This is a genomic window from Pseudomonas sp. D2002, assembly GCF_013385735.1.
Taxonomy (GTDB): domain Bacteria; phylum Pseudomonadota; class Gammaproteobacteria; order Pseudomonadales; family Pseudomonadaceae; genus Aquipseudomonas.
Genome location: NZ_JACAPL010000024.1, coordinates 34,352 through 59,298, shown reverse-complemented (window position 1 = coordinate 59,298; position 24,947 = coordinate 34,352). Strand labels below are relative to the sequence as shown.

General features: G+C 60.7%; 25 protein-coding genes and 1 pseudogene. 8 read left to right on the top strand and 18 right to left on the bottom strand.

Translation table 11 applies throughout. From position 1 onward, the window contains the following. Positions 1–34: 34 nt before the first annotated feature. The gene (locus HX783_RS28925) at positions 35–1,237 is read left to right on the top strand and encodes a glycosyltransferase family 1 protein (protein WP_177019144.1); all 1,203 of its coding nucleotides are present in this window, start codon (positions 35–37) and stop codon (positions 1,235–1,237) included. On the opposite strand, the gene HX783_RS28920 is transcribed toward HX783_RS28925, so the two are convergent. The 7 genes from HX783_RS28920 to rplU all read right to left on the bottom strand — a co-directional run bounded on the left by HX783_RS28920 (position 1,206) and on the right by rplU (position 6,802). Next, positions 1,206–2,309 (bottom strand): NADH:flavin oxidoreductase, encoded by a 1,104-nt coding sequence (locus HX783_RS28920; protein ID WP_177019143.1) that lies wholly within the window; start codon positions 2,307–2,309, stop codon positions 1,206–1,208. The genes HX783_RS28925 and HX783_RS28920 overlap by 32 nt on opposite strands. Positions 2,310–2,472: 163 nt before the next feature. Further along, a complete protein-coding gene (locus HX783_RS28915; protein ID WP_177019142.1) occupies positions 2,473–2,955 on the bottom strand; it encodes a glutathione peroxidase in 483 nt (160 codons plus the stop codon). Positions 2,956–3,056: 101 nt separating this feature from the next. Then, positions 3,057–3,521, bottom strand: a complete 465-nt coding sequence (locus tag HX783_RS28910) for a CreA family protein (protein WP_159959813.1) — start codon at positions 3,519–3,521, stop codon at positions 3,057–3,059. Positions 3,522–3,536: 15 nt separating this feature from the next. Next, positions 3,537–4,655: a glutamate 5-kinase gene (gene proB / locus HX783_RS28905; protein WP_026013771.1), complete on the bottom strand. Its 1,119-nt coding sequence runs from the start codon at positions 4,653–4,655 to the stop codon at positions 3,537–3,539. A 123-nt stretch (positions 4,656–4,778) separates the two neighbouring features. Beyond that, complete coding sequence (gene cgtA, locus HX783_RS28900; protein ID WP_065883536.1) at positions 4,779–6,002, bottom strand: Obg family GTPase CgtA; 1,224 nt, start codon at positions 6,000–6,002, stop codon at positions 4,779–4,781. Between the two features lie 193 nt (positions 6,003–6,195). Continuing rightward, entirely contained in the window at positions 6,196–6,453 is a 258-nt protein-coding gene (gene rpmA, locus HX783_RS28895; protein ID WP_003176049.1) for a 50S ribosomal protein L27, read from the bottom strand. A 34-nt stretch (positions 6,454–6,487) separates the two neighbouring features. Then, positions 6,488–6,802: a 50S ribosomal protein L21 gene (gene rplU / locus HX783_RS28890; protein ID WP_007950961.1), complete on the bottom strand. Its 315-nt coding sequence runs from the start codon at positions 6,800–6,802 to the stop codon at positions 6,488–6,490. Between the two features lie 239 nt (positions 6,803–7,041). Between rplU and HX783_RS28885 the strand changes: the two genes are divergently transcribed. From HX783_RS28885 to HX783_RS28875, 3 genes are all read left to right on the top strand, one after another. Next, positions 7,042–8,010: a polyprenyl synthetase family protein gene (locus tag HX783_RS28885; protein ID WP_177019141.1), complete on the top strand. Its 969-nt coding sequence runs from the start codon at positions 7,042–7,044 to the stop codon at positions 8,008–8,010. Between the two features lie 205 nt (positions 8,011–8,215). Further along, positions 8,216–8,557, top strand: a complete 342-nt coding sequence (locus tag HX783_RS28880) for a zinc ribbon domain-containing protein YjdM (RefSeq protein WP_017254008.1) — start codon at positions 8,216–8,218, stop codon at positions 8,555–8,557. Positions 8,558–8,716: 159 nt separating this feature from the next. Further along, a complete protein-coding gene (locus tag HX783_RS28875) occupies positions 8,717–8,974 on the top strand; it encodes a hypothetical protein (protein ID WP_003194088.1) in 258 nt (85 codons plus the stop codon). Between the two features lie 153 nt (positions 8,975–9,127). Here the strand turns inward: HX783_RS28875 and HX783_RS28870 are convergent, their stop codons facing one another. Then, a complete protein-coding gene (locus tag HX783_RS28870) occupies positions 9,128–9,745 on the bottom strand; it encodes an FKBP-type peptidyl-prolyl cis-trans isomerase (protein WP_177019140.1) in 618 nt (205 codons plus the stop codon). A gap of 259 nt (positions 9,746–10,004) precedes the next feature. On the opposite strand from HX783_RS28870, the pseudogene HX783_RS30390 reads away from it, so the two are divergent. Both HX783_RS30390 and HX783_RS30385 read left to right on the top strand, forming a co-directional pair. Beyond that, positions 10,005–11,021: pseudogene (locus HX783_RS30390) on the top strand (methyl-accepting chemotaxis protein); the annotation flags it as partial. Between the two features lie 39 nt (positions 11,022–11,060). Further along, on the top strand, positions 11,061–11,924 hold the full coding sequence (locus HX783_RS30385; RefSeq protein WP_371317720.1) for a methyl-accepting chemotaxis protein: 864 nt from the start codon (positions 11,061–11,063) through the stop codon (positions 11,922–11,924). Between the two features lie 627 nt (positions 11,925–12,551). Here the strand turns inward: HX783_RS30385 and HX783_RS28860 are convergent. The 4 genes from HX783_RS28860 to HX783_RS28845 are packed head-to-tail and all read right to left on the bottom strand — an operon-like array spanning position 12,552 to position 16,651. Next, positions 12,552–12,920: a glyoxalase superfamily protein gene (locus HX783_RS28860; RefSeq protein ID WP_177019139.1), complete on the bottom strand. Its 369-nt coding sequence runs from the start codon at positions 12,918–12,920 to the stop codon at positions 12,552–12,554. Between the two features lie 29 nt (positions 12,921–12,949). After that, a complete protein-coding gene (locus tag HX783_RS28855; protein WP_177019138.1) occupies positions 12,950–14,413 on the bottom strand; it encodes an amidohydrolase family protein in 1,464 nt (487 codons plus the stop codon). Position 14,414: 1 nt separating this feature from the next. Continuing rightward, on the bottom strand, positions 14,415–15,275 hold the full coding sequence (locus HX783_RS28850) for a MurR/RpiR family transcriptional regulator (protein ID WP_159959824.1): 861 nt from the start codon (positions 15,273–15,275) through the stop codon (positions 14,415–14,417). Positions 15,276–15,301: 26 nt separating this feature from the next. Continuing rightward, positions 15,302–16,651: a gluconate:H+ symporter gene (locus HX783_RS28845; protein ID WP_256347360.1), complete on the bottom strand. Its 1,350-nt coding sequence runs from the start codon at positions 16,649–16,651 to the stop codon at positions 15,302–15,304. Between the two features lie 247 nt (positions 16,652–16,898). Here HX783_RS28845 and HX783_RS28840 point away from each other — a divergent pair, with 247 nt between their 5' ends. After that, positions 16,899–17,291, top strand: a complete 393-nt coding sequence (locus tag HX783_RS28840) for a lysozyme inhibitor LprI family protein (RefSeq protein ID WP_177019136.1) — start codon at positions 16,899–16,901, stop codon at positions 17,289–17,291. A 4-nt stretch (positions 17,292–17,295) separates the two neighbouring features. Here the strand turns inward: HX783_RS28840 and HX783_RS28835 are convergent, their stop codons facing one another. The 5 genes from HX783_RS28835 to HX783_RS28815 all read right to left on the bottom strand — a co-directional run bounded on the left by HX783_RS28835 (position 17,296) and on the right by HX783_RS28815 (position 22,351). Further along, positions 17,296–18,741, bottom strand: a complete 1,446-nt coding sequence (locus HX783_RS28835) for a SulP family inorganic anion transporter (protein ID WP_177019135.1) — start codon at positions 18,739–18,741, stop codon at positions 17,296–17,298. A gap of 206 nt (positions 18,742–18,947) precedes the next feature. Continuing rightward, the gene (locus tag HX783_RS28830; RefSeq protein ID WP_177019134.1) at positions 18,948–19,841 is read right to left on the bottom strand and encodes an NAD-dependent epimerase/dehydratase family protein; all 894 of its coding nucleotides are present in this window, start codon (positions 19,839–19,841) and stop codon (positions 18,948–18,950) included. Positions 19,842–19,944: 103 nt separating this feature from the next. Then, positions 19,945–20,841, bottom strand: a complete 897-nt coding sequence (locus tag HX783_RS28825; protein ID WP_159959834.1) for a LysR family transcriptional regulator — start codon at positions 20,839–20,841, stop codon at positions 19,945–19,947. 31 nt (positions 20,842–20,872) lie between these two features. Next, positions 20,873–21,463: an NAD(P)H-dependent oxidoreductase gene (locus HX783_RS28820; RefSeq protein ID WP_177019133.1), complete on the bottom strand. Its 591-nt coding sequence runs from the start codon at positions 21,461–21,463 to the stop codon at positions 20,873–20,875. Positions 21,464–21,586: 123 nt separating this feature from the next. Beyond that, positions 21,587–22,351 (bottom strand): sulfite exporter TauE/SafE family protein, encoded by a 765-nt coding sequence (locus HX783_RS28815; protein ID WP_177019132.1) that lies wholly within the window; start codon positions 22,349–22,351, stop codon positions 21,587–21,589. Between the two features lie 190 nt (positions 22,352–22,541). On the opposite strand from HX783_RS28815, the gene HX783_RS28810 reads away from it, so the two are divergent. After that, positions 22,542–23,432 (top strand): LysR substrate-binding domain-containing protein, encoded by an 891-nt coding sequence (locus HX783_RS28810; RefSeq protein WP_177019131.1) that lies wholly within the window; start codon positions 22,542–22,544, stop codon positions 23,430–23,432. Here the strand turns inward: HX783_RS28810 and HX783_RS28805 are convergent. Then, a complete protein-coding gene (locus HX783_RS28805; protein WP_177019130.1) occupies positions 23,378–24,784 on the bottom strand; it encodes an amino acid permease in 1,407 nt (468 codons plus the stop codon). The two genes, HX783_RS28810 and HX783_RS28805, sit on opposite strands and share 55 nt — an antisense overlap. Positions 24,785–24,947: the final 163 nt, after the last annotated feature.

Genomic DNA, 24,947 nt, shown 5'->3' with positions numbered 1-24,947 from the left:
AATGACGACATGGCCCACGGTGACACTGTGGGTCATGACGACAGCCTCGCTTCACATCACTTTGATTACCGAAACCTTCCCGCCAGAGATCAACGGGGTGGCCAATACCCTTGGCCGTCTGTGTGAGGGTTTGCGCGCGCGCGGCCATCAGGTCGAGTTGGTGCGCCCACGCCAGGGCAGCGATCAAAGCCGCCCCAGCGACGACGCCTTATTACTGTGCCGTGGCTGGCCGCTGCCGGGCTACCCAGGCCTGCAATGGGGCCAGTCGTCGATGCACAAGTTGCTGCGGCGCTGGACCCGCCAGCGCCCCGACGTGCTGTACATCGCCACCGAAGGGCCGCTGGGCCTGTCGGCGTTGCGTGCGGCGCGGCGCCTGGGGATCAGCGTGGTCAGTGGCTTCCACACCAACTTCCAGCAGTACTCGAACCAATACGGTCTGAGCCTGCTCAGCCGCATGGTCACGCACTACCTGCGCTGGTTTCATAACCGTTCGACATTGACGTTGGTCCCCAGCACCAGCCAACGCCTGGAGTTGGAACGTCGGCAATTCGAGCGCTTGGGGATGCTGGCGCGTGGGGTCGACAGCCAGTTGTTTCACCCTGCCAAACGCGACAACGCACTGCGTGAAAGCTGGGCGCTGAACAGTGAGCAAATCGCCGTGCTGCATGTCGGCCGACTGGCGCAGGAGAAGAACCTGGGGCTGCTCAAGCGCTGTTTCGAGACCTTGCAAGACACCTATCCACTGCGCCAGATGAAACTGATCATCGTCGGCGACGGCCCACAACGGTCGACGCTGGAAAAGGAACTGCCCGAGGCGATTTTCTGCGGCACCTTGCGCGGCGAAGAACTGGCCCGGCATTACGCGTCTGGCGACGTGTTCCTGTTCCCCAGCCTGACCGAAACCTTCGGCAATGTGGTACTGGAAGCCATGGCTTCGGGATTGGGGGTGGTGGCTTACGACCAGGCGGCCGCGACCCAGCACATTCGCCATGGTTACAACGGCGTGCTGGCGATGCCGGGCGATGAAGAGGCGTTTTGCGACGCTGCCAATTGGCTGCTGGAAGATGCAGAAAGTTTGCGCCGTATGCGCCTCAATGCCCGCCAACACGCGAGCCGCCAGGGCTGGCCGGCGATTATCGAGCAGTTTGAACGGCAGTTACGCGGGGTGTGCAAGGACGGCCACCCAGTGCCCGCCCTTTCGCCCCTTACACCAGGGTCGTCAACGCCTCACGACTGAACGGCAGGATGTCGCCCTCGCGACCTTCGCGCACCTTCAGCGCCCAATCCGGGTCCACCAGCAGCGCACGGCCTACGGCAACCAGGTCGAACTCGTCGTTGTTCAGGCGCTCCAGCAGTTTTTCCAGGCTGGCCGGTTGTGCGACTTTGTCAGTGTTGACCATAAATTGCAGGAACTCGCCGTCCAGGCCGACGCTGCCGACGGTGATGGTCGGCTTGCCGGTGAGCTGGCGGGTCCAGCCGGCCAGGTTGAGGTCGGAGCCTTCGAACTCCGGCTCCCAGAAACGGCGAGTGGAGCAGTGGAAAATATCCACGCCAGCGTCGGACAACGGCTTGAGGAATTCGCCCAAGGCTTCCGGGGTTTGCACCAGGCGTGCGGTGTAGTCCTGCTGCTTCCACTGCGAGAAACGCAGGATGATCGGGAAGTCCGGGCCTACGGCGGCGCGAGTGGCCTGGATCAGCTCGATGGCAAACCGCGAACGGTTGGCCAGGCTGCCACCGTATTCATCGGTGCGCTGGTTGGTGCCTTCCCAGAAGAACTGGTCGACCAGGTAACCGTGGGCGCCGTGGATTTCCACGCCGTCCATGCCGATGCTCTGGGCATCCTTGGCGGCTTGGGCGAAGGCGTTGATTACATCCTTGATGTCTTGGGTGGTCATGCCGTGCACGACCACCTTGCCATCCTTGAGTTTCTCCATCGGGCCGTAGGCCGGAACGCTGGCGTCAGGCTCAGTGCCGATACGGCGCACGCTGCCCACGTGCCACAGTTGCGGGACGATCTTGCCGCCCTCTGCGTGCACGGCGTCGACCACTTTCTTCCAGCCGGCCAGCGCGGCCTCACCGTAAAAATGCGGGACGTTCGGGTAGCCATTGGAGGCTTGATGGCCAACCACGGTGCCTTCGGTGATGATCAGGCCCACGCCAGCAGCGGCGCGTCGACGGTAGTACTCGATGACTTTGGAATTGGGTACGCCACCCGGCGAGAACGAACGAGTCATCGGCGCCATGACCACGCGGGTCGAAAGCTGCAGTGCGCCGAGCTGGAAGGGTTTGAACAAGGCTTGGACAGGCATGGGAGCACTCCACATCAGAGGGATTTATGATGTGGATAATATTGTCAGTGCGAAGTCCTGGGTAGCACTATTGATCTGGGTGATTAAGGGGTAGTAGTCGCGAGGGACTTGGGACTGCTGCGCAGCCCAGCGCAAGCAAGCTCCCTCGCCACAGGGGGCCAATTCAGCTCAGGGCTTTTTCAATGGCCTGGATAATCGTCGGATCATCCGGCGCGGTACGTGGTGAGAATCGCGCCAGCACGCGGCCATCTTTGCCGAGCAGGAATTTCTCGAAATTCCAGGTGATATCCCCCGGAAATTCCGCGCCCTCGCCCGCCAGCAAACGATACAACTGATGACGATCGTGGCCGTTAACGTCGAGCTTGCTGCCCAACGGAAACGTTACGCCGTAGTTCAGGCTGCAGAATTGCTGGATTTCTTCTTCGGTGCCCGGCTCCTGACCCGCAAACTGGTTGCACGGCAGCCCCAGCACGGTAAAACCCTGGCCCTTGTATTGCTGGTAGAGGTTTTCCAACGCCGCGTATTGCGGGGTCAAGCCACATTTGGAGGCCACGTTGACCACCAGCACCACTTGCCCCTTGAAGGGCGCCAGCGGCAGCTCTTGTCCGTCCAAAGCTTTGAGTTTCAGGTCGTGGAAAGCACTCATGACGAACTCCAGATATCCCATGTTCTTCGCATTGCGACCGTTCGAGATTACAGACCGCAAGCCTGCAATCATAGACGCCGATTACAAAACTCGCCTGCAGACTACTGAGCGGTCGGCCAAGGCAAAATCGGAATCGCGGTAACCGCGTTTTGCGGGCTGCCTTCGATCAAGCGGTCGCTGTAGACCAGGTAAACCAGGGTATTGCGCTTCTTGTCGAGAAAACGCACCACCTGCATGGTCTTGAACACCAGCGAGGTGCGCTCCTTGAACACTTCGTCGCCGTCCTTGAGCTCGCCTTTGAAATGGATCGGGCCGACCTGACGGCAGGCAATCGAGGCCTCGGCGCGATCTTCGGCCAGGCCCAGCCCGCCTTTCACGCCGCCCGTCTTGGCGCGTGACAGGTAGCAGGTCACGCCGTCGACTTTGGGGTCATCAAACGCCTCGACCACGATTCGGTCGTTGGGGCCGACAAATTTGAACACCGTCGACACCTGGCCAATCTCTTCGGCCGAGGCCAGCAGTGGCAGGGCCAGCAACAGGCCGAGTAAACCTTTTATGACGCGCATCGTGTATTCCTTTGTTTAGACCAGGATCAGGTTATCGCGGTGAACCAGTTCCGGTTCAGCCATGTAACCTAATAGTCCGACAATCGCGTCAGACGATTGTCCAATGATTTTCTGTGCTTCAAGCGCGCTGTAGTTGGCCAGGCCACGGGCGATCTCACGACCGTCGGGCGCCACACACACCACCATCTCACCACGGCGGAAGCTGCCCTGCACCAACTTGACGCCGACCGGCAGCAAGCTCTTGTTGCCTTGGGACAACGCCGACACGGCGCCATCGTCCAGCACCAATGTGCCGCGGGTTTGCAGATGCCCGGCCAGCCACTGCTTGCGCGCCGCGAGCATGCCGCGTTCCGGCGACAGCAGCGTACCGATGCGCTCGCCGGCCTTAAGGCGATCCAGCACACGCTCCAGGCGCCCGCCGACGATGATGGTGTGCGCGCCGGAACGCGCAGCCAGGCGCGCGGCGCGCAGCTTGGTCTGCATGCCGCCACGCCCCAGGGCGCCGCCAACGCTGCCGGCCACGGCATCCAGCGCCGGGTCATCGGCGCGCGCTTCGTAGATCAGCTGGGCGTCGGGGTTGTTGCGTGGGTCGGCGTCGAACATGCCGTCGCGGTCGGTCAGAATCACCAGCAGGTCGGCTTCCACCAGGTTGGCCACCAGCGCGGCCAGGGTGTCGTTGTCGCCGAAGCGGATTTCGTCGGTGACCACCGTGTCATTCTCGTTGATCACCGGGATAACCTTGAGCTCGACCAACGCGCGCAAGGTGCTGCGGGCGTTGAGGTAGCGCTTGCGGTCGGACAGGTCGTCGTGGGTCAGCAGGATCTGCGCCGTATGGCGGCCGTGCTCGGCAAAGCTGGATTCCCAGGCTTGCACCAGGCCCATCTGGCCGATGGCGGCGGCGGCTTGCAGTTCGTGCATCGCGCTGGGTCGCGCGGTCCAGCCGAGGCGGCTCATCCCGGCGGCAACTGCCCCGGACGACACCAGCACCAACTCGACACCGGCCTCATGCAAGGCCACCATCTGCTCGACCCACACGCTCATGGCTGCGCGATCCAGACCTTTGCCGTCCGCCGTCAGCAGCGCACTGCCGATCTTCACGACCCAGCGCTGCGCACCTGTCACTTTGCTCCGCATCATCTTCAACCTTAGATTGAGGGCAGCGCGACCCAGCGCCGCCCATAACGTTATTAGTGACTACGTATATCCAGATACCAAAACGCCGCTCCAGAGAGCGGCGTTTAAGTTTATCGCAACCGATCAGTCGCGCACGTAAATGATTTCCGGACCGTCTTCATCATCCACGTCTTCTTCGTCCCAATCATCGTCGCCGATGTCATGGACAGACTTCACGCCGCTGCGACGCAGGGCACGCTGGTCGTCCAGGGCTTGCAGCTGGGCGCGGGCTTCGTCTTCGATCTGCTGATCGAGTTCGGCCAGTTCTGCCTTGAATACCGGGTCAGCCGCCAGGCGGTCGGCGCGGTCTTCGAGGTAGCGCATGATGTCGCGGGTCAGGCGCTCGGTGCCTTCTTTGGCGATGGCCGAGATCACGTAGACCGGACCTTCCCACTCCAGGCGGTCGACGATTTCCTTGACGCGTTCTTCGTGCTCTTCTTCGAGGATCTGGTCGCACTTGTTCAGCACCAACCAGCGATCACGCTCGGCCAGGGCCGGGCTGAACTTGGTCAGCTCGCTGACGATCACTTCGGCAGCGTCCGCTGCACTGGTGTCATCCAGCGGCGCCATGTCGACGAGGTGCAGCAGCAGACGGGTACGCGACAAGTGCTTGAGGAAGCGAATCCCCAGGCCTGCACCGTCGGAAGCACCTTCGATCAAGCCGGGAATGTCGGCGATCACGAAGCTTTTCCAGCGGTCGACGCTGACCACGCCCAGGTTTGGCACCAAGGTAGTGAACGGGTAGTCGGCGACTTTCGGCTTGGCGGCCGAGACCGAACGGATGAAGGTACTTTTGCCGGCGTTAGGCAGGCCCAACAGGCCGACGTCAGCGAGTACTTTCATTTCCAGCTTGAGGTCACGCTGCTCGCCCGGCTTGCCCGGCGTAGTCTGGCGTGGTGCACGGTTGGTACTGGACTTGAATCGGGTGTTACCCAGACCGTGCCAGCCGCCCTGCACAACCATCAGCTTCTGGCCGGCCTTGGTCAGGTCGCCAATCACTTCCTGGGTAGCGGAATCGATGATCGTGGTGCCGACCGGTACGCGCAGTACCAGGTCTTCGCCTTTTTTACCGGTGCAGTCGGTGCTGCCGCCGTTGGAGCCACGCTCGGCATCGAAGTGCCGGGTGTAACGGTAGTCGACCAGGGTGTTGAGGTTTTCGTCGGCCATCATGTAGATGGAGCCGCCGTCACCGCCGTCACCGCCGTTGGGGCCACCGTTTTCGATGAATTTTTCGCGACGGAAACTCATGCAACCGTTACCGCCGTCGCCTGCTTTTACTCGGATGGAAACTTCATCAACGAACTTCATAACAAAACGCCTCTCGTCGCATGGACGAGCTTAAGAAACCAAGACATAAGACTCTTGCAAAAATGAGCGCAGCGACCTCAAACAACAACCGCCTATCCAGCGCTTGAGCTCATTACAAACAGCTTTGCAAGAGACTCACTCCACAAACGAAAAAGCCCCGTCGCGAGACAGGGCTTTTCCAGCGATCGCGCAATTAAGCGGCGACAACGCTCACGTAACGGCGGTTGAACGCGCCTTTTACTTCAAACTTGATCACGCCTTCGATTTTAGCGAAGAGGGTGTGATCTTTACCCATGCCAACACCGTAACCGGCGTGGAATTGGGTGCCGCGCTGACGCACGATGATGTTGCCCGGAATGATTTTCTGGCCGCCATACATCTTCACGCCAAGGCGTTTGGCTTCTGAGTCGCGACCGTTACGGGTACTACCACCAGCTTTTTTGTGTGCCATGAGTCAATTCTCCTAGTGAGGAATTAGGCTGAAATTAAGCCTGAATACCGGTGATTTTGATCTCGGTGTACCACTGGCGGTGGCCCATACGCTTCATGTGGTGCTTACGACGACGGAACTTGATGATGCGGACTTTATCGTGACGACCTTGGGAGATCACTTCAGCCACAACGGTAGCGCCAGCAACAACTGGAGCGCCGATGTTCACGTCATCGCCATTGGCGACCAACAGAACGCGATCAAAGGTAACGGATTCGCCAGTAGCGACTTCCAGTTTTTCGATCTTCAGGTATTCACCTGGGGCGACCTTGTATTGCTTGCCACCAGTAACAATTACTGCGTACGACATGGTATTTCTCCGATAATCCTGCTCACCCAGCGCTTTATAAGAAGAGGTATTGGCTGGCATGGCTGCATGGGATGGACGTCCCGAATGCAATTGCGTAAGGCAGGTGCTGCCCAGGAAGTTCAGGGTGCGCGATTGTACGCAAGGTAAATGGGTGATGCAAGTGGCCGTCTATCGCGCCTTGACAGTGCCGGGCCTGAGTCCTAGCATGCCGCGCAACCCTTCTGGAGCGACTGTCGCTGATGCAACCCCAAGCTTTCTACCGCGCGGTCGCGGACGATTTTAGCGCCGTCGACGGCATCATCAAGCAGCAGCTGACGTCTAAAGTGCCGCTGGTCTCCAAAATTGGCGACTACATTACGTCGGCGGGCGGCAAACGCCTGCGTCCTTTATTAGTGTTGCTGTGTGGCAAAGCCCTGGGCCGCGAAGGCGATGACCTGCGCCTGCTGGCCGCCACTATCGAATTTTTGCACACCGCCACCTTGCTGCATGACGACGTGGTCGACATGTCCGGCATGCGCCGTGGTCGCGAGACGGCCAATGCGATGTGGGGCAACGCCCCCAGCGTACTGGTGGGCGATTTCCTGTACTCGCGCTCGTTCGAAATGATGGTCGAGCTGGGCTCGATGCCGGTGATGAAGATTCTTTCACAAGCCACGCGCATCATCGCCGAGGGCGAAGTGTTGCAGCTGTCGAAGGTCCGCGACGCCAGCACCACCGAAGAAACCTACATGGAAGTGATTCGCGGCAAAACCGCGATGCTCTTCGAGGCCTCGACCCACAGTGCCGCTGCCCTGTGTGGCGCGACAGTCGACCAGTCCGAAGCCCTGCGCACCTTTGGCGATCACCTGGGTGTGGCGTTCCAACTGGTCGACGACCTGCTCGACTATAAGGGCGACGCCGAGACACTGGGCAAGAACGTCGGCGACGACCTGGCCGAAGGCAAGCCAACGCTGCCGCTGATCTACACCATGCGCGAAGGCACGCCGGAACAGGCTGCCCTGGTGCGCAAGGCGATCCAGAAAGGCGGGATTGAAGACCTGGAAGCCATCCGTGCAGCCGTGGAAGCCTCCGGCTCCCTGGAATACACCGCGCAACTGGCGCGTGACTATGTGGCCCGCGCCATCAAGTGCCTGGACGCCTTGCCTGCCAGCGAATACCGCGATGCGCTGGTTGAGTTGAGTGAGTTTGCGGTCGCGCGTACTCACTAAAGACGATTGGCGGAGTGGGCTTGTGTGGGAGCGGGCTTGCTCGCGAATACGGAGTGTCAGTCACTGAACAGGTTTCTGATACACCGCCTTCGCGAGCAAGCCCGCTCCCACATTTAGATCCCATTACCAACCCACTACCCCGCTCGCGCTCCAATTCCCTATATAATGTGCGACTTTTAGCCATCCTGACTTTCAAGGAGCTTTAGTGAGCACGTTGCCACCCTGCCCGAAATGCAATTCCGAATACACCTACGAAGACGGCGCCCAGCTGATCTGCCCGGAATGCGCCCATGAGTGGTCCGCCAATGGCGAGGCCGAAGCAGCCGGCGATGAAACCGTGAAGAAAGACTCTGTAGGCAACGTCCTGCAAGACGGCGACACCATCACGGTCATCAAAGACCTCAAGGTCAAAGGCACGTCCCTGGTGGTCAAGGTCGGCACCAAGGTCAAGAACATCCGCCTGTGCGACGGCGACCACGATATCGATTGCAAGATCGACGGTATCGGCCCGATGAAACTCAAGTCCGAGTTCGTCCGTAAAGTCTGATTCCGCTGCATCCATCCCGCGCCCGCCGCGGGATGGCGTTCCGCCCTCCCCGTTGATCGAACGCAATATCCACACAGAAAAACCTGGAAACCGCCAATAGGCACTTGCTATTCTACGAATAAGAATTATTCTCATTGAAACTTATCAAGGAGAACGACCATGACTTATTTGATAGATGCCTGGCTGGACCGGCCACACCCTTACCTGCGAATCCTGCATCGGGAAACCGGGGAAGTCTGTGCGGTGCTGGAAGAAGAAGCGTTGAATGAACTGCAGGACCAGGGCGACCTGGACGTCAACGGCCTGAGTTCGAGTGAGCCTGGCGTGCTGAAGGAAGTAGTGCGCAACCTGTTTTTGTTCTGCTATGCCCGAGCGTTGCGCCCGGCCACGGAGTTGAATGGCAAGTTCCATCCATGAACCATCAAGCAAAATCCACGGATGTGGGCTTTATGTGGGAGCGGGCTTGCTCGCGAAAGCGGTGTGTCAGTCACTGAATGTGTTTCTGAACCACCGCATTCGCGAGCAAGCCCGCTCCCACACAAGCCCGACACCCATAGAACTCAGCAGGTCTTACAGAACGTCAAGCAGCTCGACGTCGAACACCAGAACGCTGTGCGGCGGGATGCTGCCAACGCCTTGAGCGCCGTAAGCCAGTTCGCTCGGCACGTACAGACGCCATTTGCTGCCGGCATTCATCAGTTGCAGGGCTTCGGTCCAGCCGGCGATCACGCCGCCAACCGGGAATTCTGCAGGCTGGCCGCGCTCGTAGGAGCTGTCGAACACAGTGCCGTCGATCAGGGTGCCGTGGTAGTGGGTACGCACTTGGTCTTCGCGGGTCGGCTTGGCGCCATCACCGGCAGTCAGCACTTCAAATTGCAGGCCGGAAGCCAGGGTGGTGATGCCGTCACGCTTGGCGTTTTCAGCCAGGAACGCCAGGCCAGCGCCAGCAGCCGCTTCAGCCTTGGCAGCCGCTTCGGCTTGCATGATTTCGCGGATAACTTTGAAGCTGGCCGCCATTTGCTCTTGGTCAACGCAGCTTGGTTTGCCTGCGAACGCGTCGGTCAGGCCGGCCAGGATCGCATCAATGCTCACGCCCGGTGGCGGGTTGTCGCGCAGTTGGTCGCCCAACTGACGGCCGATACCGTAGCTGACGCGGGTTTCGTCGGTGGACAGATTAACTTCGGACATGAAGAGGCTCCGCTGTAGGACAACACGATTTCCCGTGTCATCCAAAACTAAAAGGGCCAGCAGACTAGCACACAAGGCCTGCCCATGATGAGCCCCTGCCCTACGCCATAAGCCACACGGCGATCGCGACCCTTCGTCGCACCCGGATTAAAAATATTTCAGAATCACCTGACGCCGCCGATACAGCCCTACACACTTTGGCTGGCTCAAACAAAAAAACACCGTCCAGCAGACACACATCATTCTTGCGGAGCATTCGATGAATAGCTGGTTCGGCAACATAAGCGTCAACCTTAAACTCGGCCTGGGCTTCGGCCTGGTGCTGGTCCTCACCTCGATCCTGGCACTGACCGGCTGGACCAGCCTGGGCGGCTTGATCGACCGCAGCAACTGGATGAGCGACATCACCCAGCTCAACGCCTCGCTGACCAAGCTGCGCATCGTGCGCCTGCAATACATGCTGGCTAACGGCGATGAAGCGGTGGCACAGAACGTCCAGACCAATCTCGACGCCTTCGCCGCCCAGCAACAGAAGCTGCTGGACAGCTTCAAGAGCCCGGAAAACCTCAAGCTGCTCAACGAGCAGAAAGCCGTCATCACCGCGTATCAGCAGTCCTTGAACAAAATGCGTGAGGCCTACCGCAACGGTAACGCCGCGCGCCAGGTCATGGGCGACAAGGCCGACATCGCCAACGCCCAGATCGACGCGCTGGAAACCACTGTGCAGCAGATGCCTGACAGTCCGGAGCGCTTCACCCAGTACCAGGCCGTCACTCACGCCAAGGAAGACTTCCAGTTGAGCCGCTACGAAGTGCGCGGCTACACCAACAGTCCCAGCGCAGAGACCGAAGCCCGCGCCGCTGCACAAGTTGAAAAAGCCATCAGCGGTTTGAAAGGCCTCAGCGCCGCATTCGGCGCCAGCCAACAAAGCGCATTGACCTCACTGGAAACCGCGCTGGGTGCCTATCGCAGCGCCGTGCAAAGCTACAAGGCGGCCAACGCCAACATCGTCAGCGCCCGTGCGGAAATGACCACCCAAGGCGCCGATATCGTCACCATCAGCGACAAACTGTACGACATCCAACTGGATCGCCGTGACGCCGAAAGCGCCCAGGCCCGCAGCCTGCAACTGATCAGCACCTTGCTGGCCCTGCTGGTCGGCGTCATCGCGGCACTGGTCATTACCCGCCAGATCACTCGCCCGATCCAGGAAACCCTGGCCGTGGTGGAGCGCATCGCTTCCGGCGACCTGAGCCACAACATCCAGGTCACCCGTCGTGATGAGTTGGGCGTGTTGCAACAAGGCATCCAGCGCATGGGCACCACCCTGCGTGAATTGATCAGCGGTATTCGCGACGGCGTAACCCAAATCGCCAGCGCCGCCGAAGAGCTGTCGGCGGTTACCGAACAGACCAGCGCCGGCGTGAACAGCCAGAAGATCGAGACTGATCAAGTCGCCACGGCGATGCACGAAATGACTGCCACCGTGCAGGAAGTCGCACGCAACGCCGAGCAGGCCTCGCTGGCCGCTGCCGATGCCGATGGCCAAGCCCGTGCGGGTGACAAAGTGGTGGCCGAGGCCATCGCCCAGATCGAACGCCTGGCGGCTGAAGTGGCACGTTCCACCGACGCCATGACGCACCTGCAACAAGAGAGCAACAAGATCGGCAGCGTGATGGATGTGATCAAGGCGGTGGCCGAACAAACCAACCTGCTGGCACTCAACGCCGCGATTGAAGCCGCGCGCGCCGGTGAAGCTGGTCGTGGCTTTGCCGTGGTCGCCGACGAAGTCCGTGGCCTGGCCCAACGCACCCAGAAATCCACCGAAGAAATCGAAGGCCTGGTCGCCGGTCTGCAGAACGGCACCCAGCAAGTCGCCACCGTGATGAACAACAGCCGCAGCCTCACCGACAGCAGCGTCGAGCTGACGCGCAAGGCCGGTGTGTCGCTGGAAAATATCACCCGTACGGTGTCGAACATCCAGTCGATGAACCAGCAGATTGCGGCCGCGGCCGAACAGCAGAGTGCCGTGGCTGAAGAGATCAGCCGCAGCATCGTGAACGTGCGTGATGTGTCCGAGCAGACCGCCACGGCGAGTGACGAGACAGCCAAGTCGAGCGTGGAACTGGCGCGTTTGGGCAGCCAGTTGCAGCAGATGGTCAGCCACTTCCGGGTTTAAAAACCAAAAAGCCGCCTCGGCCTAAACCGAGGCGGCTCCACTTCTCAGACCTTACAGGTCATCGAAGCTGTCCCGCAGGAATGTCCACACGTGATAAACACGCAGGGCATTCACTACGAGGTTCCACGTACGTCGTGCAAACTTAGACATACTCGGCCCTCCCTGAGTTGGGCCTTACCTCCAGCACACTTACCGGAACACGTGGGCCTTGGGATGCACATCACTGCTTCCTTTGAGGCGGCCGGGCTTTGGTTCCTCCCGCATGAATCCGGCACGGATTACTAGCCCGTGGCGTTCGGTCCATTATTCCGCGCGCATACCCAGCCACCTACAAAACGACGGACTTGGAACGGGGCTGATACTAACCAACATCCCGGCGAAAGGTGTAACGAGCGACGATAAAACCTACTGCAAGGTCCGCAAATTCATTGCCAAACTTTACCGCTCATTTTGGATAGAAAATGAAGAGTACCGACCGTCGTCATGTCTTGCCTGATGCAATAACCGGCAGTAGTATCCGTGTGGCACATCACTGCTTCCAATGAGGTCGCAACCCCAGCCACTCACTGGGTTTGCAATAAAAAACCGCCCTACTAAGGCGGTTTTTTATTGCCTGCGATTTGCCCATCAGCCCTCGCCTTCCTCGACAAATACCAACCGATTCCCGAAGGGATCGCCGATGCTCATCTCCCGCGAGCCCCAAGGCGTTTCCTCAACCCCAGGCTTGGCATACCGATAATCTTTGGCCAGCAACTCCTGCTGATACGCGTCCACGCCCTGCGCCTGAATGCGCACCGCCGACCCGGGCGAAGCATCGCCGTGATGCTCGGACAAATGCAGCACGCACTCGCCCAGCGACACTTGCAAATACAACGGAAAATTCGCCTCGAAACGATGCTGCCAGTCGACCTTGAACCCGAGGAAGTCGACGTAAAATTCCAACGCCTTGGCTTCGTCGAAGATGCGTAAAATCGGGGTGACTTTTCCTAAGTACATGACCACAGCTCCGTGTATGAGAGCACCCACTATAGAGACGCAAACCCACCACGCAAATCCCCATTGCGCGCCAGGAACCGGCCCGGCCGCTGACCATTGGCCTGTCCGTCGCTGTAACTCAACACCCCGTTGACCCACACCCCATCAATGCCTTCGGCCGCGCGTTGTGGCTCTTTGAAGTCCGCCACATCGCGCACGCGCAACGGGTCGAACAACACCAGGTCAGCCCAGTGCCCTTCACGGATTTCCCCACGCTCCGCCAGGCCGAAGCGCGCTGCCGACAGCCCTGTCATCTTGTGCACCGCCGTGTGCAGCGGGAACAACCCCACGTCCCGGCTGAAATGCCCCAGCACCCGTGGAAACGCACCCCACAAACGCGGGTGTGGAAAAGGGTCTTCAGGCAAGCCATCCGACCCGACCATCGACAGCGGATGCGCGAGGATGCGTCGTACATCCGCCTCGTCCATCCCGTAGTACACCGCCCCGGCCGGTTGCAGGCGACGTGCTGCGTCCAGCAGCGAAACGTCCCACTCGGCGGCGATGTCCTGCAAGTCGCGCCCACCGACTTCCGGGTGTGGCGTCGACCAGGTGATGGTGATGCGAAACGCGTCGGTGACTTGCTTGAGGTCCAGCGTCGAAGAGCTGGCGGCGTAGGGGTAACAATCACAGCCCACCGGGTGAGTTTTCGCCGCCAGTTCCAGCGATGCCAACAGCTGCGGACTACGCCCCCAATTACCCGCGCCGGCGCATTTGAGGTGGGAAATAATCACCGGTGCCTTGGCATGGCGGCCAATCAGAAAGGCCTCGTCCATCGCCTCCAGCACCGGCTCGAATTCGCTGCGCAAATGCGTGGTGTACACCGCGCCGAAGGCCGTCAGTTCTTCACTGAGTTGCAGCACTTCATCGGTCTCGGCATTAAACGCGCTGGCATAGGCCAGGCCTGTGGACAAACCAAGGGCGCCGGCTTCCAGGCTCTGTTGCAACTGCACACGCATAGCGGCGATTTCAGGTGGCGTGGCGGTGCGGTGCAGGTCGTCCATATGGTTGCTGCGCAGCGCCGTATGGCCAATCAACGCCGCAACGTTGACGGCCGGATGGGCGCTTTCCACGGCCGCACGGTAATCGGCGAAGCGCGGATAAGCGAACGCCTCACGCGAACCGAGCAGGTTCATCGGGTCTGGCGGATCACTGCGCAGACTCACCGGCGAGGCACTGATGCCACAGTTGCCGACAATCACCGTGGTTACGCCCTGGCTGAGCTTGGGCAGCATCTGCGGATGGCGAATCACCACGGTGTCATCGTGGGTGTGCACGTCGATAAACCCTGGCGACAACACGCGGCCACTGGCGTCGATCTCGTGCTCGGCGGTTGCGCTCGCAAGGTCGCCGATCGTCTCGATACGCCCGCCGCGCAGCCCTACATCGGCGACATAGCCTGGCGTATTGCTGCCATCAATGATCAGCGCTTGGCGAATCAGCGTGTCGTACTTCATTTCAATCTCCAAGCGGCAGGCTGTCAGGGCCGCCGCGATAATCGTCCAGGGCCAGCTTGATCCGGCGCAGGCGTTCCTGGTTGTCGTCCGGCATGGCCAGCGCCAACTCGGTGGCGAGCAGGTCGATGGCCAACAGCATTCCGTAGCGCGCCGCGGTGGGCTTGTAGATAAAACTGGTTTCGGCCGGTTGCAGCGGCAGCAGCACGTCCGCCAACTCGGCCAGCGGTGAGCCGGCCAGGGTGATGGCGACGATGGGCGCATCGTAGTTGCGCGCCAGCGTCACCACGTCCAGCAACTCGGGCGTGAGGCCGGAGAGCGAGCACACGATCAGCGCATGTTCCGGCCCCAAGGTCGCCGCCGTGACACGCATCATCACCGGGTCGCGGCAAGCGGCAATCGGGTAACCCAGACGCACCAGGCGTACTTGCAACTCTTCACTGCACAGGCTCGACGGGCCGCCCATGCCGAATGCATGGATCATCCGCGCCTTGCCCAACAGGCTGACGGCGTCGACAAAACTCGCCTGATTAAAACCTGACAGATGCTGACGCAACGTCGCTTCGATATCGCCGAGAATCTGCCGATGAAACGCCGACTGTTCCGGCAACCCCGCCGGGTCGAGGAAACGGCTGCCAACCCCGCTGGCCTGGGCCAATTGCAGGCGCAAATCACGCAAGTCACGGCACCCCACACTGCGGGCAAAACGCGACAAGGTCGCCGTGCTCACCTCGGCCCGTTGTGACAACTCTTCCAGGCTGGCCGATGCGGCAAAGCCCACGTCATCAAGCATCAGCTTGGCGATACGGCCCTCGCCGGCACTGAAGGAATCCTGGCGGGCGCGGATCTGGTAGAGGATGTCCATCGGGGCTCCGGGTTACGAAAGAAGGCTCATAGAACCAGAGACAGGCCGTAAGTCAGACCGAACGCGACTACCGAAATCAACGTCTCCAGCACGGTCCAGGTCTTGAAAGTCTGGATCACCGTCATATTGAAGTATTCCTTGATCAGCCAGAAGCCGCCGTCGTTGACGTGGGAAAAAATCACCGAACCCGCGCCAGTGGCCAATACCAATAATTCAGGGTGTGGATAACCCAAGCCCATGGCCACGGGTGCAACCACACCGGAAGCCGTGGTCATGGCCACGGTGGCCGAACCGGTGGCGACGCGCATCAGCGCGGCAAACAACCAGCCCATCACCAGCGGCGACAAATGGAAGGCATGCGCCAGGCCGAGAATTTCATTGGTCACGCCCGCGTCCACCAGGATGCGGTTCAAGCCGCCGCCCGCGCCCACCAGCAAGGTGATACTCGCGGTCGGTGCCAGGCATTCATTGGTGAACTTGAGGATCGCTTCACGGTTGAAACCCTGGGCCAGACCCAGCGTCCAGAAGCTCACCAAGGTGGCCACCAACAGCGCGATCACCGAGTTGCCGATAAACAGCAGGAACTGGTTAAAGCCGGTGCCGGGGGTGGAAATCACATTGGCCCAGCCGCCGATCATCATCAACACCACCGGCAACAGGATCGTGCCCATGGTCAGGGTAAAGCTCGGCAAACGGGTGCGTGGTTCGCGCTCGATAAACTGGCGCTCCAGCGGGTTCTCCGCCGGCAAGTGAATACGCGGCACGATGAACTTGGCGTACAACGGGCCAGCAATAATTGCCGTGGGAATACCGATCAGAATCGCATACAGCACGGTCTGCCCGACCGACGCGTTGTACGCCAGCACCGCCATCATCGCCGCCGGGTGCGGCGGCACCAGCGCATGCACCACCGACAAGCCAGCGACCATCGGCAAGCCGACCATCAGTATCGACACCCCAACGCGCCGCGCCACGGTAAAGGCGATCGGCACCAGCAGCACAAAACCGACCTCGAAAAACAGCGGCAGCCCCACCAGAAAAGCGATGCACACCATTGCCCAATGCGCATTGCGTTCGCCAAAACGGTTGATCAGCGTACGCGCCACCTGCTCGGCGCCGCCGGACTCGGCCATCATCTTGCCGAGCATGGTGCCCAGCGCCACCACCAGAGCAATGTGCCCCAGGGTTTTACCGACGCCCGCCTCGTAGGAACCCATGATTGTGTCTGCCGGCATGCCGGCCATCAGCGCCAGGCCGATGGACACCAAGGTGATGACAATAAACGGGTTGAGTCGGTAACGTGCGATCAGCACGATCAATGCAATGATAGCGATGGCAGCGTATGCCAACAGCCCCAAGCCCAGTGGTGCGGCCATGCGGTACTCCTTGGAAAGGGTCACGTCGAATTGGTTGTGAAACTCATAAATCATTACCCGGTGTAATTTTCAATTTTTATGAAAGTAATTTTCGCCCACGGATAAGCGCTGTCGCTTGGGGATATGCCCAACGCCAGCGCATGAAAATCCGGGGGGTGTTCTTACATGAAGTTTTTGCCGCGCAGAAACTCAGCCGCCAAGGCCGAGTCTCAGACTGCGGCCTCCACTACGATCAGGAATTCCCACCATGAATCGCAAAACCCTGCTTGTTCCTTTCGCCGCCGGCGCCATGCTGTTGGCCCTGTGCGGCAGCGCCTCGGCCGCCGAGAACGCCGCATTGAAAAAATGCATGGACAGCGCCAATACCACCGTCGACATGGTCAATTGCAACGCCAAGGAAGCCAAGGTTCAGGACGAGCGCCTGAACAAAGCCTACAAAACCGCCCTGGCCGCCCAGGAAGGCGACCGCAAGGAGAAACTGCAGGACGTGCAGCGCCTGTGGATTAAATACCGCGACGCCAATTGCGGCTTCGCCGGCTCCGCCACCGGCGGCACCATCGACCAGGTCAACGGCTCCGGCTGCCTGCTGGACATGACCCAGACCCGCGCCCAGGAACTTGAAGACCTGGTCGGGCCGTAATCATTTACTCCTGATGCACGCGGGCACGCTTGAGCAGCTTCTTGCAGCGCTCCGACAAATGCAGCACCCGCAAATGCTTGCCGGCCTTGGTATAACGCTCGCGCAAGGTCATCAACGCAGCAATCGCTGAGTAGTCGACGAAGCTCAGGTGACGGCAATCGAGCGTCACCTCGGCCGGGTCGTTGGCCGGGTCGAACTGGTTCAAGAAGGGCGTCGTCGAGGCAAAGAACAAGGTGCCGTGCAAGCGATAGAGCTTGCTGCCGTCGGCTTCCAGATGCTCATCGGCATACAACTCACGCGCCTGTTGCCAGGCGAAGTTCAGCGCCGCAATCACGATGCCGCAGAGCACGGCGGTGGCCAGGTCGGTGAAGACGGTGATCACCGTCACCGCCAGGATCACCAACACATCGTTGAACGGCACCTTGTTGATCACCCGCAGCGACGCCCAGGCGAAGGTTTGCTGGGACACCACGAACATCACGCCCACCAGCGCCGCCAGCGGAATACGCTCGATCAGCGGCGACAGAAACAGAATGAACAACAGGATCATCACCCCGGCAAACACCCCGGAGAAACGCCCGCGCCCGCCGGAACTGAGGTTGATCACGGTTTGCCCGATCATCGCGCAACCGCCCATGCCACCGAACAGGCCGCTGACCATATTCGCCGCACCCAGGGCCACGCTTTCGCGGTCGGGGTAGCCACGGGTTTCGGTGATTTCGTCGGTGAGGTTCAGGGTCAGCAGGGTTTCCAGCAGGCCGACCATCGCCATCAGGAACGCGTAGGGCGCGATGATGCCGAGGGTTTCCAGGGTCCAGGGGATTTGCGGCAAGGCAAAGGTCGGCAAGCCACCGGCGATGTGCGCCATGTCGCCGAGCGTGCGGGTCGGCAGGCCGAGCAGGTAGACCGCCAGGCCGACGCCGAGGATCGCGACCAAGGCAGGCGGCACGGCGCGGGTCAGGCGCGGCAGCAGGTAGACAATCGCCATGGTCACGGCGACCAGGCCGGTCATCACATACAACGGCGTGCCGCTGAGCCAGTGGTCACCGCTTTTGAAATGCTCCAGTTGCGCCAGCGCGATGATGATCGCCAGGCCGTTGACGAAGCCGAGCATCACCGAATGCGGCACCATGCGCACCAACTTGCCCAGGCGCAGCAGGCCGAACGCGACCATGATCAGCCCGCCCAACAGCACCGTCGCCAGCAAGTACTCAACACCGTGCTGCACCACCAGCGCGACGATCACCACCGCCATCGAACCGGCCGCCCCCGAGACCATGCCGGGCCGGCCGCCGAACAGCGCAGTGAGGGTGCAAATGATGAAGGCGCCGTAGAGCCCCATCAGCGGGTTGAGGTGGGCGACCAGGGCAAAGGCGATGCATTCGGGCAGCAGCGCAAACGACGTGGTGAGGCCGGCCAGGGCATCGGCGCGCAGACGGGTGAGGTTCATGAAGTACCAGGGTAATGCGGGGGATAAGGCGGGGAATGGTACGGAATTGGGCGAGGTGGGGCCAGCGCTGGGTAAACCAAATAGACCGAGTCGCCCCTTTCGCGAGCAAGCCCGCTCCCACATTTGACCGAGTTCCAACATTGGAATGCAGTCAAATGTGGGAGCGGGCTTGCTCGCGAAGGCCGCGCCGCGGTGCTAAGTGAACATCACACCATCTCGTTGCGAATCCACTCAACCACAGAAGTACGCTTCGGCGCCCAGCCCAGCAACTCACGCGCATGCTTGCCACGTACCCGGCTGTTGGAGCCCAAACCATAGTTGGCCATTTCATAGCCCCACTCGGCTTCAGCATCCGCCAACGGCCAATCCTGTGGCTTGCCCAGCTTCAACGCGTCGGCAATAGCCGTGGTCATGTCGACAAACGCCGCTTCGCCGCTTTCCACAAAGTAGAAGGTGCCTGGCACATTCTTCTCAAGCGCCAGCAGGTACAGCGCCACCACGTCTTCAATATGCACGTTGGACCAGATGTTCTGCCCGGTGCCCACATGGCGCACCACACCACTTTTGCGTGCCTGCTTGAGCAAGCGCGGCAATTGCACGCTGTCACGCTTCACGCCCAGGCTGTGACCGTAAATGAGGGTGTTGCAGATCACCGCCGAGTTCACGCCATCTTTCGCCGCGGCCAGGATCAGGTTGTCGATGGCCACGCGGGCTGCCTTGTCGACGGTTGGCTGCGGCAGGCTGTCTTCAAAGTAGATGACATCGCTGGATTTACCGCCCGACGCGTCGCCGACGATGCTCGAACCGCTGGTGTGCAGGAACGGTTTATTGGAGCCCTTCAACGCAGCCAGCAAGGTCTCAACCGCAGCCCGATGGTCGCTGCTGGCGGCGTTGATTACCGCATCCGCCTTTTGCGCCTGCTCGGTCAGCACGGCCGAATCGTCAAGTGTGCCCATCACCGGGGTGATACCGAGGGCGGTCATTTCAGCGGCTTGTTCGGCGCTGCGCACCAGTCCGGTAACGCGGTGGCCAGCCTTGACCAGGCCGGTGGCGATGGAACCGCCGATAAACCCGGCTGCGCCGGTTACGAATACGTTCATGGAGTGTGCTCCTGACTGGGTAAGTGATGGGTCCATTGTTACGGACCCGCCCCGGTCGAATAAGACCCGATTGCCCAATTCAATCTTGCGCGCACGTCACGAATCAGCAGGCATACCGCGCCAGCTTGGTCTGAATGAAGTCCAGGAAGCACTGGATGCGCAACGCCAACTGCGAGTTGCGGTAGAACACCGCGTGGATCGGCTGGCGATAGCCACTGTTGAACGCCTCCAGCACCGGCACCAGGCGCCCGGCGTTGATGTCCTCGACCGTCATGAAGTTCGACAGGCAACAAATACCCTGCCCTTCCAGCGCCAACTGACGCAGGGTCTCGCCACTGGAAGCGGCGACACTCGGCTGGATCAGCCAACGGTCGCCCTCCACATGGCGTAGCGGCCAGTGGTTGAGGGTCTCGGTCTGGGTAAAGCCCAGCAAGGTATGGTCCGCCAACTCGGCCACCGTGGTCGGCGTGCCGAATTGCTTGAGGTAGTCGGGGCTGGCAAGGATATGCAGCGGCGTACAACCCAGCGACCGCGCGTGCAGCGTGGAATCGGCCAGGGCACCGATGCGGATGGCAATGTCGGTGCTCTGCTCCAGCAGGTCGATGATCAGGTCATCGCTGTTGAGCTCCAGCTGAATTTCCGGGTAGAGGCTGCGAAACTCGGCGATGTACGGCACGATCCCGTGCAGCATGAAGGGCACGGCGGCGTTGATGCGCAGGCGCCCGGCCGGGTTTTTCTGGCGCGACGACAGACGCTCTTCCAGCTCATCCATCTGCGCCAGGATCACCTTGGCCTGCTCGAAGAAATACTTGCCCTCTTCGGTCAGGTCCATGCGCCGGGTGGTGCGGTTGATCAGCGTGGTGTCGAGCTTGGCTTCCAGGCGCGACAAGGTGCGGCTGACCGCCGACGGCGTCTGCCCGACCTGCTCCGCTGCGGCGGAAATCGAGCCGCACTCAATCACGCTGACGAAGATCTGTAACTCATCGGATCGGGCTTTCACGGGCTGTCCTTCTTGATCGGTGAGTAGCAGCTTACACCGTGAAGTTGAACACCTGCGCCAGATGCTGCTCGTAGCGCGCCACGTCTGCCTCGATGGCCGGGCGTTTCATTACGTCTACGCACAGGAAGGTCGGCAGGCCGGTCATGCCGAGGAACTCGTTGGCCTTGTGGAACGGAAAGTACACCGCATCGACGCCCTTGGCTTCGAAGAAATCCGTCGGGTCGTCGAAGGCTTGCTGCGGCGCGTTCCAGGTCAGCGACAGCATGTACTGCTTGCCCTGGATCAGGCCGCCGCTGCCATATTTCTGCGACGCGTCGGAACGGGTGCGGCCGTCGCTGGCATACAGGCTGCCGTGGCCTTCGGTGAAGACTTCGTCGATGTACTTCTTGACGATCCACGGTGCGCCCATCCACCAGCCAGGCATCTGATAGATGATCACATCGGCCCAGAGGAATTTAGCCACTTCTTCGGCCACGTCGTAGCCTGCGTCGATGTGGGTGACTTTGACGTCGATACCGCCACGGTCCAGCACGGCCACGGCGGCGTCATGCAAGGTGGTGTTGTAGCGGCCGTCGGAATGGGCGAATTGTTTGCCGCCGTTAAGCAGAAGTACTTTTTTCATGGGAGGGAATCCAAAGGGTTAGCAATGTCTGCCGGCAGGCTATCGACATTGCGCCCTTGGAATAAGCAGCGGTGCGGCAAAATACATTTGATAAAAACGCACGAATAACGCCGTACTCTTGATTTAACCGCTGATCAAAAGGTGGCCGCCCAGCAGCGCCATGCCGATAAAAAAGACCCGTTTGAACAGCACCGCACTGATGCGCTGACGCAGTGCCTGGCCCAGCCACATGCCCAACAGCGCAGGCACCAACGCCAACAAAGAGGCATTGATTTCACCGCCGCCGAGGGTGCCACGCCACGCCAGACCGGCCGCCAGCGCCAGCGTGGAAACGCTGAACGACAGCCCCAACGCCTGCACCAACTGATCACGGTTCAAGCCCAAGGCTTGCAGATACGGCACGGCGGGAATCACAAACACACCGGTGGCCGAGGTGATAATGCCGGTGATCAGCCCACACAGCGGCCCCAGCCAGCGCTCGGTGTGAGGCTGCACCTTGAACGTGGGCAGGAACAACCCGCTCAACGCATACACCAGCAACGCGCCACCCAACGCGCGCACCACCCAATGGCCGCCGTCCATGCCCAGCCACAACGTGCCGAGCCCGGTGCCGAGGAAAATCAGCAACAGCATCGGCCACAGGCGCTTGAGCAGCGCGCTCAACTGGCCGCCAAATGCCAGTTGCCAGAGGTTGGTCACCGTTGAAGGAATGATGAGCAATGCCGCAGCCTGCGCCGGGAGCATAGCCAGGCCGAGCATGCCCATGGCCACGGTGGGCAGGCCCAGGCCGATCACGCCCTTGACGGTGCCGGCCAGCAGGAAGGTGCCGATGACCAACAGGGTCAGGGCCGGGCCGAGGTTTTGGTAGAACGCCAGGAAGGTAGTCATGGGGCGATTGTGCGACGTTAAGGCGGTTATGAAAATTCGCCATATACTGAGGCAGCCTCTTGTTTTGCGTGAGGCTGAGATCGCTATCGCAGGCAAGCCAGCTCCCACCTTTGAACTGTGTTCACACATCCAACTGTGGGAGCTGGCTTGCCTGCGATGAGGCCAGTCCAATCACCGGGATTTTTCAGCCATGCACTTTGACCTGATCGACCTGCGCCTGTACCTGCACATCCTCGACACCGGCAACATCACCGCAGGCGCGGCGCGCAGCCATTTGTCCCTCGCCGCCGCCAGCGCGCGCATCCGCGCCATGGAGGCTTCATTGGGTATCGAGTTCCTTGAACGCGGCCGCCGTGGCGTCACACCCACGCCAGCGGGAAAGGCCCTGGCCCGCCACGCGCGCCTGCTGCTGCAACAGGCCGAGCACCTGCAACAAGACCTGGCCGAGTGCGCCAATGGCGTCAAAGGCCAGGTGCGCCTGCTGTGCAACACCACCGCCCTGAGCGAATACCTGCCGGAACTGCTCGCGGATTTTTTGCGCGAACACCCCAACCTCGATATCGACCTGCAGGAACTGCCCAGCCTGCGCATCACCCAGGCCTTGCGCCAGGGCACCGCAGACCTCGGGATTATTTCCGACGCAGTCGACACCCATGGCCTGCAAACCCTGGCGTTTCGCGATGACCCGCTGGTGCTGATCATGCCGCTCGACCATCCGCTGACGACGGCGAGTTTCATCGACAGCCTGCAATACGACTACGTCGGCTTGGCCGCCAACAGCGCACTCGCGGTGTACCTGGAGGAACAGGCGCTGCACGCGGGCTTTCGCCTGCAAACACGCATCCGCGCCGACGGGTTTGATGGGCTGATTCGCATGGTCGCAGGCGGCGCCGGCCTGGGCATCGTGCCCCAGGCCGCATTGGAACGCTGGCCCTCTGAGCAGCGCTTCAAAGCCCAGCCTCTGCAAGAAGACTGGGCCTGCCGCAAACTGCTGCTGTGCGCGCGCGCCTTCGAGCAATTACCCGGTTACGCCAAGGCCTTGTTTGACGCCTTGGCCCTGCCCTTGCGGAAAAACCCGTAATACACCGCCGACAGAATCAGCAGGAACGGCACGCCGAACACCAGCGTCATCTTGAACGCCTCGGTGAAATACGTGGTGATCATCACCGCCCCCATCAGCACCAGGCCCAACAGCGTGCTGTAGGGAAACAGACGCAGCTGGAACGACAGCTTCGCGCCGCCGTGGCGCTTGCGGTGGCGGCGGAAAAACAGGTGCGTGAGGAAGATCATGAACCAGGTGAAGATCGCGCCAAACATCGAGATCGCCATCATCAGCGTGAACGAGCTTTCCGGGTACACCACGTTCAGCAAGGTCGCCAACGCAATGCCCGAACTGGACAGCAGCAACGCGTTGAGCGGAATCCCGTTCTTGCTCAAGGCGCCCATGGACTTGGGCGCAAAACCTGCGCGCGAGAGGCTGAACATCATGCGTGTGGTGATGTACAGCTGGCTGTTCATCGCCGACAACGCGGCGATCAGAATCACGAAGTTCATCACCCCGGTGGCGCCGGGAATGCCGATGGTCTGCATCACCGTGACAAACGGGCTCTGGGTCTGACCGGCCTGGTTCCAGGGCACGATGGCCAGCATCAGCGCCAGGGTCAGCAGGTAAAACACCACCAAGCGCACGATGGTCGCGCGAAAGGCCTTCTTCACCGCCTGCTCCGGGTCGGCGGCTTCACCGGCGGCCACCGCGATCATCTCCACGCTCAAGTAGCTGAAGATCGACACAATCACTGCGATCCACATGCCGCTCAAGCCATGTGGGAAAAAACCGCCGTGGGCAGTGTAATTCTGCACGCCGTAATCCGGGTTACCAGAGCCGAACACCACGTACACGGCGAGGATGATGAAGCCGACGATGGCGCTGATCTTGATGGTCGAGAACCAGTATTCGAAGTTGCCGAAGGTCTTCACGCTGATTGCATTAAGCAGGATCAGCACACTGGAAAACGACACGATCCACACCCATTCCGGCACGTTGGCGAACCAGTACTTCATGTACATCGCCACCGCCGTGACCTCGGCGCCCACCGCCAGCACAATCGCTGCCCAGTAGGCATAGCGCACCAGGAACCCGGCCAGCGGGCTGATGTAGAACTCGGCGTAAGCGCCGAACGAGCCCGAAGTGGAATGCGCCACCGTCATCTCCGCCAGGCAGCCCATCAACAGCAAGGTGATCAGCGCGCCGATGGCGTAGCTCACCAATACACTTGGCCCGGCATAACCGATGGCATAGGCGCTGCCCATGAACAGCCCGGTGCCGATGGCGCCACCGATGGCGATCATGCTCATCTGGCCGGAAGTCAACTGGCGCCTGAGGCCCAGTTCGCGGTGGGTGATCTCTGCAAAGCCGTTGTCGGGTGTGGTCACGTGGTGTGCCCCTTTATTATTGTGATTGCACAGTTTGGATATTGACGCCGATCCCCTGTGGGAGCGGGCTTGCTCGCGAAGGCGGAGTGTCAGTTACCGCATGTGGTGGCTGACACACCGCATTCGCGAGCAAGCCCGCTCCCACATTTTTAATCCGCGCTGA

Excerpts from the sequence above, each read along its gene's own strand:
- HX783_RS28925 (WP_177019144.1), top strand. The coding sequence starts at position 35 with ATGACGACAGCCTCGCTTCACATCACTTTGATTACCGAAACCTTCCCG.
- HX783_RS28920 (WP_177019143.1), bottom strand. The coding sequence starts at position 2,309 with ATGCCTGTCCAAGCCTTGTTCAAACCCTTCCAGCTCGGCGCACTGCAG.
- HX783_RS28915 (WP_177019142.1), bottom strand. The coding sequence starts at position 2,955 with ATGAGTGCTTTCCACGACCTGAAACTCAAAGCTTTGGACGGACAAGAG.
- HX783_RS28910 (WP_159959813.1), bottom strand. The coding sequence starts at position 3,521 with ATGCGCGTCATAAAAGGTTTACTCGGCCTGTTGCTGGCCCTGCCACTG.
- proB (WP_026013771.1), bottom strand. The coding sequence starts at position 4,655 with ATGCGGAGCAAAGTGACAGGTGCGCAGCGCTGGGTCGTGAAGATCGGC.
- cgtA (WP_065883536.1), bottom strand. The coding sequence starts at position 6,002 with ATGAAGTTCGTTGATGAAGTTTCCATCCGAGTAAAAGCAGGCGACGGC.
- rpmA (WP_003176049.1), bottom strand. The coding sequence starts at position 6,453 with ATGGCACACAAAAAAGCTGGTGGTAGTACCCGTAACGGTCGCGACTCA.
- rplU (WP_007950961.1), bottom strand. The coding sequence starts at position 6,802 with ATGTCGTACGCAGTAATTGTTACTGGTGGCAAGCAATACAAGGTCGCC.
- HX783_RS28885 (WP_177019141.1), top strand. The coding sequence starts at position 7,042 with ATGCAACCCCAAGCTTTCTACCGCGCGGTCGCGGACGATTTTAGCGCC.
- HX783_RS28875 (WP_003194088.1), top strand. The coding sequence starts at position 8,717 with ATGACTTATTTGATAGATGCCTGGCTGGACCGGCCACACCCTTACCTG.
- HX783_RS28870 (WP_177019140.1), bottom strand. The coding sequence starts at position 9,745 with ATGTCCGAAGTTAATCTGTCCACCGACGAAACCCGCGTCAGCTACGGT.
- HX783_RS30385 (WP_371317720.1), top strand. The coding sequence starts at position 11,061 with ATGGGCACCACCCTGCGTGAATTGATCAGCGGTATTCGCGACGGCGTA.
- HX783_RS28860 (WP_177019139.1), bottom strand. The coding sequence starts at position 12,920 with ATGTACTTAGGAAAAGTCACCCCGATTTTACGCATCTTCGACGAAGCC.
- HX783_RS28855 (WP_177019138.1), bottom strand. The coding sequence starts at position 14,413 with ATGAAGTACGACACGCTGATTCGCCAAGCGCTGATCATTGATGGCAGC.
- HX783_RS28850 (WP_159959824.1), bottom strand. The coding sequence starts at position 15,275 with ATGGACATCCTCTACCAGATCCGCGCCCGCCAGGATTCCTTCAGTGCC.
- HX783_RS28845 (WP_256347360.1), bottom strand. The coding sequence starts at position 16,651 with ATGGCCGCACCACTGGGCTTGGGGCTGTTGGCATACGCTGCCATCGCT.
- HX783_RS28840 (WP_177019136.1), top strand. The coding sequence starts at position 16,899 with ATGAATCGCAAAACCCTGCTTGTTCCTTTCGCCGCCGGCGCCATGCTG.
- HX783_RS28835 (WP_177019135.1), bottom strand. The coding sequence starts at position 18,741 with ATGAACCTCACCCGTCTGCGCGCCGATGCCCTGGCCGGCCTCACCACG.
- HX783_RS28830 (WP_177019134.1), bottom strand. The coding sequence starts at position 19,841 with ATGAACGTATTCGTAACCGGCGCAGCCGGGTTTATCGGCGGTTCCATC.
- HX783_RS28820 (WP_177019133.1), bottom strand. The coding sequence starts at position 21,463 with ATGAAAAAAGTACTTCTGCTTAACGGCGGCAAACAATTCGCCCATTCC.
- HX783_RS28815 (WP_177019132.1), bottom strand. The coding sequence starts at position 22,351 with ATGACTACCTTCCTGGCGTTCTACCAAAACCTCGGCCCGGCCCTGACC.
- HX783_RS28810 (WP_177019131.1), top strand. The coding sequence starts at position 22,542 with ATGCACTTTGACCTGATCGACCTGCGCCTGTACCTGCACATCCTCGAC.